Genomic DNA, 12,905 nt, shown 5'->3' on the forward strand with positions numbered 1-12,905 from the left:
CATGCGCCCGCGCGGGGATCAGCCCTTCGGGACCAGCTTCAGCAGTTTGCCGTCCTTGCCGTCGCTGAGCAGCCAGACGCTGCCGTCCTCGCGCACCTCGACCTCGCGGATGCGGGTGCCGAAATCCCAGCGGTCGGCCTTGTGCAGCCGGTCGCCGTCGACGCGCATGCGGATCAGGCCCTGCCCCGACAGTGCGCCCATCAGCAGGCTGTTCTGCCAGCCGGGATAGAGGTCGCCGCCGTACCAGGCGAGCCCGCCCGGCGAAACCGACGGATTCCACCACAGCTTCGGCGCGGCGAATTCGGGGCGGGTCGGATGGTCGGGGATCGGCTTGCCGTCATAATGGTCGCCGTTCGACACGATCGGATAACCGTAGTTGGCGCCGCGTTCGACCAGATTGACCTCGTCGCCGCCCTTCGGCCCCATTTCCTGATTCCACAGCCGCCCGGCGCCGTCGAAGGTCAGCCCCAGCAGGTTGCGGTGGCCGAGCGACCAGATCTGCGCGGTGACGCCGCCCTGCGCGGCAAAGGGATTGTCGGCGGGAATGCTGCCGTCGGGGTTCAGCCGGACGACCTTGCCGAGATTGGCCTTCATGTCCTGCGCCGGGTCGAACTTCTGCCGCTCGCCGGAGGTGATGAAGAGATGCTTGCCGTCGGGCGAAAAGGCGAGGCGGTGCGAGAAATGGCCGCGGCCCGGCACCTTGGGGTCCTGTCTCCAGATGATGCGGAGACCGTCGAGCCGCGGTGCGTCGCCCTGAACCAGCTTCGCCGTGCCGACGACCGCGCCGAAATTGTCGCCGTCGCCCGCCTCGACCCAGCTCAGATAGATGATGCCGGTGGTCGCGAAATCGGGCGCGAGGATCACGTCGCCGAATCCGCCCTGCCCGCCGTAGGCGACCGGCGGAACGCCCGCGACGTCCAGCACCGGCCCATCCTCCTGCCACAGCTTCAGCTTGCCCGCGCGTTCGGTGACGAGCGCCTGCCGTCCGCCGGGAAAGAAGGTCATCGCCCAGGGCTCGTCGAAGGCCGCCGCCGTCTCGACGGTGAAGGGCGCGTCGGCAAGCGGCGCCGCGGGCTGCTCGCCCGAGGCGTCGAGCCGCGCATTGTCGGCGGCGTTGCTCGCCGGGCCGGTCGAACAGGCCGCGACGATCATCGCGGCGGAAAGGGCGAGGGCTGGAAGCTTCATCATTGCAAATACTCGCTTGGCTGGGGAGACGGATGCAGTCTGGCGCGCGATCGGCCGAATGTCGAGCGGGAGAGAGTGGAGGGGGCTCCGTGGCCTGGCTCTCTGGCGCCGAAGTCGTCGAAAAGCCGCGCTTCCGGAAGGCGGAGGCCAGAGTGTCCTCGCATGGCTCCGGGTCCCCGTCTTCGCGGGGACCCGGCGTCCGTCAGCGCCGCGATTCCTCGCGGCGCGCGGCGATGATTTCGACGCTGTCCATGATCGCATCCATCGCCTCGCTCGCCGGGGGCGCGTCGGCGCGCTTCTGCGAGAACTGGCCGCGCGTCATGATCTCCTCGAGCGCGCCGCGCGCCCGCGAAACCCGGCTCTTCATCGTGCCGAGCGCGCAGTCGCAGATGCTCGCCGCTTCCTCATAGGACAGGCCGCCCGCGCCGACGAGGATCAGCGCCTCGCGCTGGTCCTGCGGCAATTCCATCAGCGCGCGCTGCAGATCGGCCATCTCGCTCGCCTCTTCCTGCGAGGCGGGGGTGGACAATGTGCGCTCGACCGCCAGTTCGTCGTAATCGCCGCGAAACTTGTTGCGGCGCATCTGCGACAGAAAGGTGTTGCGCAGGATGACGAAGGTCCACGCCTTGATCGAGGTGCCGCGCTCGAACCGGTCGCGCGAGGCCCAGGCCTTGACCATCGTGTCCTGCGTCAGGTCGTCGGCGAGGTCGGGATTGCCCGACAGGCTGCGGCCATAGGCGCGCAGGTGCGGAATGACGCCGGCGAGCAGCGTCTTGAATTCGCCATCGGTCAAACGCTTGTCGTCCTGCGATGGCGCCGCAGCTTGGGTTCGGGTCATTCCTTGGTCGGGCTTTTCTGATCGAGCTGGGACAAGAGATCGAGCATCCCGTCGGGCAGTCTTTCCGCGACGATGTTGCCATAGATCATGCGCAGCCTGGCGCTGACTGGCTCGGGCGACTGGCGGCCCGTCAGCGTCCGGTGCCACTGGTCGCTTCCCGTGCCCGGAAAGCCACCGTGCATCCGGCGCGGCGCGTCGACCGCGCGGCCGGGCGCATGTGCGCCGTTGATCCTGTTTTCTCCGTGCGTTGCCATTCCGAAGCAACGACAGAGGGGGCCGCAGGTTCCCCGCGTCCGATTTTTTGCGACGAGATGCGTTGCCCTAAAACCACAGTGAGCGGGCACGGGCCCGCGTGGGCGCGGCCCCGACCTTAGGGTCAGGGCCCCTTAATGGCACGTTCGAGGCGTCGAAATGGCGAAGATCTCGGGCTTGGGCGGGTGCAGCGGGTAGCATCGCTACCCGCAAGGCCGCGCGGGCCCGAGATCGAAGCCATTTCGGCGTCGCTTCGCGATTGCGCCTTGCCTCCTCGCCCTGAGCAAAATCGCTTCAAACCTCGAACGCGCCATTAAGGGGCCCTGACCCTAGGTATTTGCCACCGGCGCGATAGGCTTTGCATCGGCGTCGCCACCCGCTAAGTAACGACGGAATGCATGATTTTTCTTCCGCGCGGTTCTTGCGTCCCGATCGGCGCCGACCATGAGCCGCACCTCCGACATCGCCGCTACCGGTCCGCTCGACGACGCCAGTTTCAAGCGCGAGCTGGCGGCGCTGCTGCCGCATCTGCGCGCCTTCGGCCGCAGCCTGTGCGGCAACGCCGACCTCGCCGACGACCTGGTGCAGGAAACGATGCTGAAGGCGTGGAAGGCGCGCGCGCAATATGTCCCGGGCCCGTCGAGCATGAAGAGCTGGGCCTTCGTCATCCTGCGCAATTGCTTCCTGTCGCAGATGCGGCGCCGGAAATTCACCGCCGACTATGACGAGCTTGCGGCCGAGCGGATGCTGGTCGCGCCCGACGATCAGGACGACAGCCTGCACCTGGCCGACGTGCAGCGCGCGCTGATGCTGCTGCCGGTCGATCAGCGCGAGGCGCTGGTGCTGATCGGCGCGGGGGGACTGTCCTATGACGAGGGCGCCGAAATCTGCGGCGTGGCGGTGGGCACGATGAAGAGCCGCGTGTCGCGCGCGCGCGCCGCGCTGCACGCGATTCTCGACAGCGGGCAGATGCCGCTGCGCAGTACCGACGAACTGCCGGCGAGCGAGGCCTTCGCCGCCATCATGGGCACGGTCGACGATCTGACCGCGAACGGACCCGCCGGGGGCTGAACCCTCCTAGGGCGGATCGACATTCAGAAGATGGCGAGGCGAAAATGGTGGTTTTTCGCGACCCGGAGCGCAGCGTGCTGATGGCACGTGAGCACCGGAAGCGCGAAAAGCCGCCATTTGCAGGCCGCCAGAGCTGAATGTCGATCCGCCCTAGGCCGCGAGTTGCGGCGTGAAGAGCAGGCTCTGGCTGATCGCGGCGCGCACCGTATTCTCGCGGAAGGGCTTGGAGATCAGGAAGGTCGGTTCGATGCGGTTGCCGGTGAGCAGCCGTTCGGGAAAGGCGGTGATGAAAATCGCCGGAACCGGCGCGATCGCCAATATGTCCTGCACCGCATCGATCCCCGAGGACCCGTCGGCAAGCTGGATGTCGGCAAGCACCAGCCCCGCCTCGCTGCGCTCGAACGCCGCGACGGCGTCGTCGTGGGTCGTCGCGATCCCGGCGACCCGATGGCCGAGGTCGCGGACGATCTGCTCCAGCTCCATCGCGATCAGCGGTTCGTCCTCGATGATCAGGACCGAGGTGCGCGATTCGCGGTCGAGGTCGGCGACCGCTTCGTCGAGCAGGCTTTCGACCGTCGCGACGTCGGTGCCGGTGACGATCGCCGCCTCTTCGACCGAAAATCCCTCGAGCGCCGTCAGCAGCAGAATCTGGCGCCCCAGCGGCGTGATGCGCGCGAGGCGGCGATTGGCGGCGCGAACGAGCGGGTCCTCCGCGGCGTCGCCGTCGACCTCGCCATCCTCGATGAAGGCGCTTTCCCAGATGCGGTGGAAGCAGCGATAGAGGTCGATGCGGATGCCCTGGCCCGACCGGATTTCGTCGGGCGCGGCGACGATGACTTCCAGCAAGGTATGGACGAAATGGTCGCCATGCGACTGGCTGCCGGTGAGCGCGCGCGCATAGCGGCGCAGGAAGGGCAGGTGCCCACGGATTTCTTCGCCCAATGGCATGTTGGAAGCTCCCTCTTTGAGCGAGTCATACGCGGCTCGCCCGCGCAGGTTCCGCTTTTCGCGCGCAAAAAAGCATGGCGCCGCGCTGCAACTTGTCGCGTCGCGATGCGTAGACATAGCCGGGACGCGACATGGGTTCGGCGCAAGCGGGTGAATTTGCGACCTTTTTGCGATTTCGGACCCCCAGGCTTTGATTTGGGAACCGGATTCATGGCAAAGCGGCCCGGGGTGACAAACGGCGCGGACACGCCGGATCGCAGCAAGGGACAGGCATTGGCCGACGGTGGGGACAGCGAGGCAGTGCGCGACGAACGTCGCCGGCTCGATACATTGCGCGAATATCACATTCTCGATAGCGGCCCCGACCCCGCTTTCGACCGGGTGACGAAGCTGGTCGCCGACCTGTTCGACGCGCCGATCGCGCTGGTCGCGCTGCTCGACGACCGCCGGCAATGGTTCAAGTCGGCGCACGGGCTCGACCTCGCCGAAATCCCGAGCGACATCGGCTTCTGCCGTCATGTCGTCGCCGACCAGCAGGCGCTGATTGTTCCCGACGCGGCGCTCGACCCGCGCTTCCGCGACGATCCGCTCGTCACCGGCGAGCCCGGCATCCGCTTCTATGCCGGTGTGCCGTTGCTGGCCCATAACGGCGTCGCGCTTGGTACGCTTTGCATCGTCGATCGCAAGTCGCGTCCTGCGCTCGACGCGCGTTTGCTCGGCCGGCTGCGCGATTTCGCGGCGATCATCATGGCCGAGGCCGAACTGCGCCGCACCGCCGCCGAGCGCGACGCGGCGCGCCGCATGCTCGAACGCGCGCTCGATTTCTCGTGCATTGCCACCTGGCAGCTCGATGCGCGCACCGACCAGCTGCGCTGGCGCGGCGCGACCGCCGAGCTGTGGGGGGCCGATTTCCAGACCGCGCTGTCGACCGGCGAGGGATTCTTCGCCCGGGTCCATCCCGACGACCGCGCGGCGGCGCGCCGCGTTCTCGACGAATCGATCGACACCGGCGATCCCTATGCGACCGAATATCGTATCTGCCATCCCGAGCGCGGGGTGCGCTGGATCGCGGCGCGCGGCGACTGGGACGTGCGGGCGGACGATGCGATGCTGACCGGGATCAGCGTCGACATCACCGAACAGAAAAGCCGGCAGGAAAACGCCAACCTGCTGATGCGCGAGCTTCATCACCGGATGCGGAACCTGTTCGCGACGGTCGGGGCGATCATCTCGCTGACGCGCCAGTCGGCGCGCGACGTCGACGATTATGTCGACCGGATCAGCAGCCGGCTCGACGCGCTCAACCGGGCGCAGAACGTGCTGCTGGGCGCCAATTTCATGACCGGGTCGATGCATGCGCTGCTGCGCGAGGTGGAGGCATCCTTTCCGCGCATCCGCTGGTCCGGACCCGATCTGCTTCTCCCCGAAAATGCGCTGGTGGCGATGGCGCTGCTGTTCAACGAACTGGCGACGAACGCCGCAAAACACGGCGCGCTGTCGGCCGAAAAGGGCCGCGTCGATATCGAATGGACGCAGGACGACGAGGACGCCGACCCGCGCCTGCTGCGCCTGACCTGGACCGAATCGGGCGGCGTGGGCGCCGTCGCCCCGCCCGAACGGACGAGCTTCGGCACGCTGCTTATGGAACGCAGCGTGCGCAACAATCTGGGCGGCACGATCGAGCGTCGCTGGGAACCCGGCGGCCTGATATGCGAGATCACGCTGCCGGCGCGGTGGCGCGAGGCATAGAAATCGTCGGCTGAATTACCGACTTTCCCCGTCCGGAATGGAAGTAACGCGTTTGCTCTCTATGTTTTGTCACCCTGAACTTGTTTCAGGGTCCGCGGTCTGCCCTTGAATAGAAGGCAGCGCAGTAGGGAAGGCCGGGCCATGGATGCTGAAACAAGTTCAGCATGACGACGGGAGGATAAGCGTGCGGAAACCGAATCTCCGCTAGCCCTAACCCACGTCGCTCCATCTGCACCTCCATCTTGCGACGCCCCCTTGCGCATGCGTCGATATATTGGCATGGATAGTGCCAATATAACAGCAGGGAGGGAGCGATGGCTGTGCGCGTGGAAACCGGCGGGGGGCCGGACCGCATGGCCGTCGTTCGCCGCGCCGGACTTTTGGCTGCCGGCGCCCTGCTCGCGGCGGTGCCGGCTGCGGCGCAGCGCGCCCCGGCACCGCCGCGCCATCCCAATATCGTCATCCTGCTCGCCGACGACTGGGGCTTTTCGGACGTCGGATCGTTCGGCGCCGGCTATGCGACGCCGAACATCGATGCGCTCGCGAAGGCGGGGGTGCGCTTTTCCAACTTCCATGCCGCGGGCTCCTGTTCGCCGACGCGCGCGATGCTCCAGACCGGGGTGATGAATCACCGCGCCGGGCTCGGCAATATGCCCGAGACGATCCCCGACGCGCATCGCGGCAAGCCCGGATACGACACGGTGATGAATCACAGCGTCGTCACCATCGCGCAGATGCTGAAGGCGGCGGGCTATCGCACGTACCTGACCGGCAAATGGCATTTGGGCAGCGACGCGACGCGGCTGCCCGAGGCACGCGGGTACGACCGCGCCTTCAGTCTCGCCGATGCGGGTGCCGACAATTTCGACCAGCGCCCGATCGAGGGAATGTACGACAAGGCGAACTGGACCGACAACGGCAAGCCCGGCAAGCTGCCCAAGGATTATTATTCGTCGCGTTTCGTCGTGCAGACGATGATCGATTATATCGAGGCCGACCGCGTGAGCGGCAAGCCCTTCCTCGCCTCGGTCAACTTCCTGGCCAACCATATCCCGGTGCAGGCGCCCGACAGCGACATCGCGCGCTATGCGGGTCTGTATCGCGACGGCTGGACGGCGCTGCGCGAGGCGCGGGCCCGGCGTGCCGCCGCACTCGGCATCGTGCCCGCGGGCGCGCCGATGGTGACGATGGCGACCACCCGCGACTGGAAGGCGCTCGACGCCGACGAGCGCAGGGCGGCGACGCGCACGATGCAGGCCTATGCCGGCATGGCGACCGCGATGGACCGCGAGATCGGTCGCCTCGTCGCGCATCTGAAGGCGAGCGGCGATTACGACAACACGATCTTCGTCTTCCTGTCGGACAACGGACCCGAACCGCTCGATCCCTATAACCGGCTGCGCAACCGGCTGTTCCTGGGGATGGAATATGACACGTCGATCGCGAACATCGGCCGCCGGCACAGCTTCGCCGCCATCGGTCCCGGCTGGGCGAGCGCGGCGGCGTCGCCGCTGTCGGGCTACAAGTTCAGTGCGACCGAGGGAGGGCTGCGCGTGCCGCTCATCATCGCTTGGCCCGGCCATCCGCAGGTCCGTGGGGGCGCGATCAGCGACGGGCTGGCGCACGTCACCGACATCGTGCCGACGCTGACCGAACTCGCCGGCGTCCCGGCGCATGGCGGGACATGGGAAGGCCGGCGGGTCGAACCGCTGGCCGGACGCAGCCTGGTTCCGGTGCTCGCCGGCGCGGCGGGCAGCGTCCATGGCGACACGCCGATCGGCTATGAACTGTCGGGCAATGCCGCCCTCTTCCGCGGCGATTACAAGCTGGTGCGCAACCTGCCGCCGACCGGCGACGGGCGCTGGCAATTGTTCGACATCCGCACCGACCCCGGCGAGACGCGCGACCTGTCGCGGACGATGCCCGACCGCTTCGCCGCGATGCGCGCCGATTACGCGGCCTTCGCCAAGGCGAACGGGGTGCTCGAAATGCCGGCGGGCTACACCGCCGACGATCAGATCAACCTCTATGCGTGGCGCAAGCAGGGGCGCAAGCGCGCGATCCAGGCGGCACTGGTGCTCGGGGGCGCGCTCGTCGCTTTCTCAGCGCTGGGCTGGCTGCTGGTCCGGCGGCGGCGGGCGCGTCGTGTCGATCAGGCGAAAGCCGATGTGATCGGTGCCTAGCGAGCGTTCCTGAAACTGGCGCGCCGCGGGGCGGTAGCGCGCGCAATAATTGGCCGCGCACAGGAAACTGCCGCCCTTGATCACATTGCGGTCGGTGTCGAGAGCGCTCGTCGTCCATTCCCAGACATTGCCGATCAGGTCGTGGACCCCGTGGCCGTCGGCGGGAAAGCAGGCGACCGGCGCCCGGCCCCTGAAACCGTCGGTGCCGAGATCGCGGACTGGAAAGACGCCCTGATAATAGTTGGCGAGCGGGCGGCCATCGGCATCGACCGGCACGTCGCGCCGTGCGCCGCCGGTTGCCGCCGCCAGTTCCCATTGCTCCTCGCTCGGCAGCGCCTTGCCCTTCCAGCGCGCATAGGCGAGCGCGTCCTCGAAGCCGACCTGCACCACCGGGTCGCGGCCGCGATCGGCGATGCCCGTCTTCGGCCCTTCGGGGTGGCGCCACTCGGCCCCGACCACCCAGCGCCACCAATTGGGGTTGCCGTCGGTCGGCGCCGCGAACACCGCCGAACCGGGAACCAGCATTTCGGGGGGCGCGCCGGGCAGCCTGGGCGGGTCCTTCTCGGCCAGCGTCTTGTAGCCGGTCGCCTTCACGAATTCGGCGAATTCGGCGTTGGTGACTTCGTGCGTCGCCATCCAGAAGCCCTTGACCGTCACGGCGCGCGCCGGGGCCTCCTCGGGCAGGGTCGCGTCGGCGCCCATGGTAAAGTTAGCGCCGGGAATCCAGACATAATCGGCCGCAGGCATTGCGGGACATTCGGGCGGCTGCGCCTCGGCGAGCCGCTCCGCCTTCGGCTTGCCGCAGGCGGCGAGCACTGCCAGCGCGCCGAGCGACAGCAGCGCGGCGCGGCCGATCACCGGTCTTGTCCTGCGGGCGCGACGGCGAGCAGCGCATCGACCATATGCGCCATCACCGTTCCCGCCTCCTCGGCGGGCAGGCCCTGGTCGTGGCGCATCGCGCGCCAGGTCTGGAACGACAGCGCGGCGCACAGCGCCTCGCTCGCGATCCGGTCGGCGGCGACGGCGTCGGGCAGCAGACGGAGCACCAGTTCGCGCTCGACGGTGATCACCCGGCCATATTCGGCCATCAGGAACGGCGACTGATAGCGCTTGATGTTCGCGGCGAGGCGGAAGGGCAGCATCGTCTCGAACACCCGCACCCGGCGCCGGACCAGATCGCGGACATGCGCCCGCCAGTCCTCGCCGCGATAAGGCGCGGTGACGATCGGCATCACCCGCTCGGCGACGGTCGCCGAAATCTCGCTGTAGAGCGAATCCATGTCGTCGAAATGGCGGAACACGGTGCGCAGCCCGATTCCCGCTTCCTCGGCGACGCGCGCCGCGCTCGGCATCAGGTCGCCGCCGGCGATCAGTTCCATCATCGCCTCGACGATGCGTTTGTGGCTCGACCGGCTGCGCTCGCGCCGCCCGTCGATGCGCTCCGGCCGCGCCGCCTTCGTCTCCCGCTTCTTCGTTTGCGTCGCCATGCCGCCTCCGCTGGCCCAGCTTGCCGCCGGGGTCAATGGGTGACGCCGAACCGTCTTGCGTCGCCATGAATATAATGACACATAGAGTGTCAATTGTTTCGGGGCAACCGGAGAGAGGGGAGAGGCGATGACCGGACCGGAGACGGCGCTGGCGGCGATCTGGGCGGGCGCGCTGTTCCTCTGGCTTGCCTTCCTGCTGTTCTACGACGGTATCCGCCGCCCGCTGCGCGGCGAGGAGATCGAGGCTTTCCTCGCGACGCTGGGGCCGCGCATGGCGGAAACCGGCAACGATGCCGAACGGCTGCGCGCCTTTCTGGAAGCCGACGACGGCCGCGAATTCGTGATGGTCAACCTCGTGCGAACCCGGCCCGGTCTCGTCACCGATCCGGCGAGCGGCACGGCGCGCGAGGGCAGCGAGTGGCTGCGCCGCTATTCGGAGCCGTTCGTGCGCGGCCTGATCGCGCGCGGCGGCCATCCGCTGTTCGTCGGGCGCAAGGTCGGCGGCTATATCGATGCGTGGAATACGCCCGCCGACCCCGGCTGGTCGCTTGTCGGTACGATGCGCTACCGCAGCCGCCGCGATCTGGTCCGCATGGCGGCGGACCCCGCTTTCCGCGCCGCGCATCCGAACAAGACGCTGGGGATCGAATCGACCTTTTCCTTCCCGACGCAGCGCCAGATCGGCTTTTACGCCAGCCCGCGCGTCACCGTCGGGCTGGCGCTCGCGCTCGCGGCGGCCTTCGGTCACATCGCGGTTCTGACATTCGGATAGGTGGGGAGGACAGGATGCGAAAGAGATGGGTGGCGCTCGGCGTGCTCGCGCTGGCGGGAGCGGGGGGGTATTGGGCGTTCGAGGCGAACAAGTTCCGCCTGCCGGGACTGATCCAGGACTGGCGGGACCCGGTGCAGCCCAATCGCGCGGTGTCGTGGCAGCAGGGACCGGAGGCGCCGCCGGCAGGCGAGCGGCCCCCCAACATCATCCTGATCGTCGCCGACGACATGGGTTTCAACGACATCAGCCTCAACGGCGGCGGGGTCGCGGGCGGGATCGTCCGGACGCCGAACATCGACGCGATCGCGCGCGAGGGGTTGAATTTCACCACCGCCTATGCCGCCAACGCGACCTGTTCGCCGTCGCGCGCCGCGATGATGACCGGGCGCTATCCGACGCGGTTCGGCTTCGAATTCACCGCCGTTCCCACCGCTTTCGCGGAAAACCTCGCGCATGGCGACGGCGTCGGGCCGCTGAAGGCGATATTCCACAAGGATCTGATCACCGACGATATTCCCGACTATCCGGACATGGGCGTTCCGTCGGGCGAGGTGACGATCGCCGAGGCGGTGAAGGCGGCGGGCTATCACACCATCCATATCGGCAAGTGGCATCTGGGCGAATCGCCCGCGCTGCAGCCGCAGGCGCAGGGCTTCGACGAAAGCCTCGCGATCCTGGCCGGTGGGGCGAAGTTCCTGCCCGACGACGACCCCGATACGGTCAACGCCAAGCTGCCGTGGGACCCGATCGATCGGTTCATCTGGGCCAATCTGCGCCACGCCGTGACCTTCAACGGCAGCAAGCGCTTTCATCCCAACGGGCATATGACCGATTATTTCGCCGCCGAGGCCGAAAAGGCGATCGCGGCGAACCGCAACCGGCCCTTCTTCCTCTATCTCGCCTTCAATGCGCCGCACACGCCGTTGCAGGCGACGAAGGCGGACTATGCGAAGCTGCCGCAGATCAAGGACCACAAGACGCGTGTCTATGGCGCGATGATCGCGCAGCTCGACCGGCGCATCGGCGACGTGATGGCGGCGCTGAAGAAACAGGGGATCGACGACAACACGCTCGTCATCTTCACCAGCGATAACGGCGGCGCCTGGTACAACGGCATCCCGCGGCTCAACGCGCCCTATCGCGGGTGGAAGGCGACCTTCTTCGAGGGGGGCATCCGCACGCCGTTGTTCATGCGCTGGCCGGGGCATATCGCGCCGGGATCGACGCGCGCCGACATGACGGGGCACCTCGACCTCTTCGCGACCATCGCCGCGGCCGCGGGGGCGAAGCTGCCGTCCGACCGCATCATCGACAGCGAGAATATCCTGGCCGGGCCGGCGAAGCGGCAGGCGATGTACTGGCGGTCGGGCGCCTATCGCGCGGTGCGCATGGGCGACTGGAAGCTGCAGGTGACGAAGCGCCCCGAAAAGGCGCGCCTCTACAATCTGGCCGCCGACCCGACCGAACGGCACGACCTGTCGGCGCGCGAGCCGCAGCGCGTCGCGCAGCTTGCCGCGATGATCGCGCGGCAGAACAGGGACATGGCGAAACCGATCTGGCCGGGGCTGATCGAGGGACCGGTGCGGATCGACGTACCGCTCGACGCGCCGTGGCGCGACGGGCAGGATTATGTCTATTGGACCAATTGAGGCTGGCGGGGGTCAGTCGACGAGGTCGAGGATGACGAGCCTCTGCATCCGCGCCGTTTCGGCGAGGATGGCGTCGCGCGCGATTCCGCTTTCGGCGTGGAGCAATTCGGTCGCGACATAGCCGAACTCGACGAGCATGCGCATGCGCAGCCAGACCTCGTCGCGGGTTCGGTCGGGCAGGAACGGCTGGAAGCCGTCGGTCAGCCGGTCGGTGACATAGCGGTGCGATTCGATGCGGACATGTTCGAGCCGTGGGCTCGAATGCAGCGCGCGTTCGATCCAGACGCCCCCCGGTTCGGCCTCGGTGATCTCCGCCGTCTCGCGGAGCAGTTCCTCGTTATTCTCGGCATAGGCGTGAATGCCCGCGCTCGCGTAGCGGTCGAGCCAGCGGACCAGCGCCGCATTCTGGCGATCCATTAGGCGCTCGCCGAGCGCGACGATCACCTCGAACTTGTCGGTGAAGTAATAATAAAGCGCCGGCGGAGTGAGCCCGGCGCGCTCGCAGATCAAATTGGTCGAGATGCGGTCCATCCCGACCTCGGCCAGCAACTCGCCCGCCGTGTCGAGCAGCCGCTCGCGCGTCGATCGGCGGGGCCGTCCGGCCGCGTCCTGCCTTGGTATCGCCATTGCTCCCCGTATCTCCATCGCTCCCTGCGCGGCCGCATCGGCCTGGGTCCTGACCCGAGGGTTGACCGACCCATAACCCGTTCGCCCGCGCGCGCCAAATCGTCCGCACGGCAAAGCCGGCACCCCCGGGAGTCAACCGAGTCG

General features: G+C 67.7%; 12 protein-coding genes. 5 read left to right on the plus strand and 7 right to left on the minus strand.

The genetic code is table 11. The features are described 5' to 3' along the window. Positions 1 to 18: 18 nt before the first annotated feature. The 3 genes from C3E99_RS02255 to C3E99_RS02265 form a co-directional block, all read right to left on the minus strand. Positions 19 to 1,188, minus strand: coding sequence for a PQQ-dependent sugar dehydrogenase (locus C3E99_RS02255; protein WP_076074194.1), 1,170 nt, complete (start codon positions 1,186 to 1,188; stop codon positions 19 to 21). A 199-nt stretch (positions 1,189 to 1,387) separates the two neighbouring features. Continuing rightward, positions 1,388 to 2,023, minus strand: a complete 636-nt coding sequence (locus C3E99_RS02260) for a sigma-70 family RNA polymerase sigma factor (RefSeq protein ID WP_067112092.1) — start codon at positions 2,021 to 2,023, stop codon at positions 1,388 to 1,390. Continuing rightward, positions 2,020 to 2,277, minus strand: coding sequence for a NepR family anti-sigma factor (locus C3E99_RS02265; protein ID WP_067112089.1), 258 nt, complete (start codon positions 2,275 to 2,277; stop codon positions 2,020 to 2,022). The genes C3E99_RS02260 and C3E99_RS02265 overlap by 4 nt, the downstream gene beginning before the upstream one ends. 442 nt (positions 2,278 to 2,719) lie before the next feature. On the opposite strand from C3E99_RS02265, the gene C3E99_RS02275 reads away from it, so the two are divergent. After that, a complete protein-coding gene (locus tag C3E99_RS02275; protein WP_067112087.1) occupies positions 2,720 to 3,346 on the plus strand; it encodes a sigma-70 family RNA polymerase sigma factor in 627 nt (208 codons plus the stop codon). 150 nt (positions 3,347 to 3,496) lie between these two features. On the opposite strand, the gene C3E99_RS02280 is transcribed toward C3E99_RS02275, so the two are convergent. After that, positions 3,497 to 4,294, minus strand: a complete 798-nt coding sequence (locus C3E99_RS02280; protein WP_067108234.1) for a response regulator — start codon at positions 4,292 to 4,294, stop codon at positions 3,497 to 3,499. Positions 4,295 to 4,504: 210 nt separating this feature from the next. Between C3E99_RS02280 and C3E99_RS02285 the strand changes: the two genes are divergently transcribed. Further along, positions 4,505 to 6,043, plus strand: a complete 1,539-nt coding sequence (locus C3E99_RS02285) for a sensor histidine kinase (RefSeq protein WP_083675007.1) — start codon at positions 4,505 to 4,507, stop codon at positions 6,041 to 6,043. A 314-nt stretch (positions 6,044 to 6,357) separates the two neighbouring features. Then, positions 6,358 to 8,226 carry an arylsulfatase gene (locus tag C3E99_RS02290; RefSeq protein ID WP_234002564.1) on the plus strand — a complete coding sequence of 623 codons (1,869 nt, stop codon included), beginning with the start codon at positions 6,358 to 6,360 and terminating at the stop codon, positions 8,224 to 8,226. On the opposite strand, the gene C3E99_RS02295 is transcribed toward C3E99_RS02290, so the two are convergent. Then, positions 8,146 to 9,084, minus strand: coding sequence for a formylglycine-generating enzyme family protein (locus C3E99_RS02295; protein WP_104959344.1), 939 nt, complete (start codon positions 9,082 to 9,084; stop codon positions 8,146 to 8,148). The two genes, C3E99_RS02290 and C3E99_RS02295, sit on opposite strands and share 81 nt — an antisense overlap. Further along, on the minus strand, positions 9,081 to 9,713 hold the full coding sequence (locus C3E99_RS02300; RefSeq protein ID WP_076074200.1) for a TetR/AcrR family transcriptional regulator: 633 nt from the start codon (positions 9,711 to 9,713) through the stop codon (positions 9,081 to 9,083). Before C3E99_RS02300 ends, C3E99_RS02295 begins: the two co-directional genes overlap by 4 nt. Positions 9,714 to 9,840: 127 nt before the next feature. On the opposite strand from C3E99_RS02300, the gene C3E99_RS02305 reads away from it, so the two are divergent. Together C3E99_RS02305 and C3E99_RS02310 are read left to right on the plus strand one after the other, a co-directional pair. After that, entirely contained in the window at positions 9,841 to 10,485 is a 645-nt protein-coding gene (locus C3E99_RS02305) for a hypothetical protein (RefSeq protein WP_076074202.1), read from the plus strand. Between the two features lie 14 nt (positions 10,486 to 10,499). Beyond that, positions 10,500 to 12,134: a sulfatase-like hydrolase/transferase gene (locus C3E99_RS02310; protein ID WP_076074204.1), complete on the plus strand. Its 1,635-nt coding sequence runs from the start codon at positions 10,500 to 10,502 to the stop codon at positions 12,132 to 12,134. A 12-nt stretch (positions 12,135 to 12,146) separates the two neighbouring features. Here C3E99_RS02310 and C3E99_RS02315 read toward each other — a convergent pair whose 3' ends face one another. Then, complete coding sequence (locus tag C3E99_RS02315; RefSeq protein ID WP_076074207.1) at positions 12,147 to 12,761, minus strand: TetR/AcrR family transcriptional regulator; 615 nt, start codon at positions 12,759 to 12,761, stop codon at positions 12,147 to 12,149. Positions 12,762 to 12,905 lie beyond the last annotated feature (144 nt).

This window comes from Sphingopyxis sp. MG (genome assembly GCF_002953155.1).
GTDB lineage: Bacteria > Pseudomonadota > Alphaproteobacteria > Sphingomonadales > Sphingomonadaceae > Sphingopyxis > Sphingopyxis granuli.